At 49.6% G+C, this 363-nt stretch carries 1 protein-coding gene; it reads right to left on the bottom strand.

From position 1 onward, the window contains the following. A partial coding sequence (locus KDM89_RS20450; protein WP_212689699.1) for a DDE-type integrase/transposase/recombinase occupies positions 1-363 on the bottom strand: 363 nt, incomplete at both ends.

A 363-nucleotide genomic window follows, 5' to 3' on the forward strand; every position in this document is an offset into this window, starting at 1 on the left:
GTTCGCTCTTTCACCTCCTGCAAACTCCTGAACACGTACATATCCAGCACACCTTGCCGGTAACTGCAGTTTAAACGTTCAATGAAACCATTTTGCATTGGCATGCCCGGCTCAATAAATTCCAGATGAATCCCATGCTTTTGCGCCCAGTCCGCAAGGCTTGCTGATATAAATTCCGGCCCGTTATCCGTTCGGATTTGCGCCGGAAATCCGCGCCAGGCCACAATAGGCTCCAGCACACGAATCACACGCGATGCAGGTAAATTCAGATCAATTTCAATCGCCAGTACTTCACGATTAAAATCGTCCACCACATTCAGCGTACGGAAGCGTCTGCCGCACCATAGTGCATCGCTCATGAAA

This window comes from Cognatundibacterium luofuense (assembly GCF_018139685.1).
GTDB classification, from domain to species: Bacteria; Pseudomonadota; Gammaproteobacteria; order Burkholderiales; family Burkholderiaceae_D; genus Undibacterium; species Undibacterium luofuense.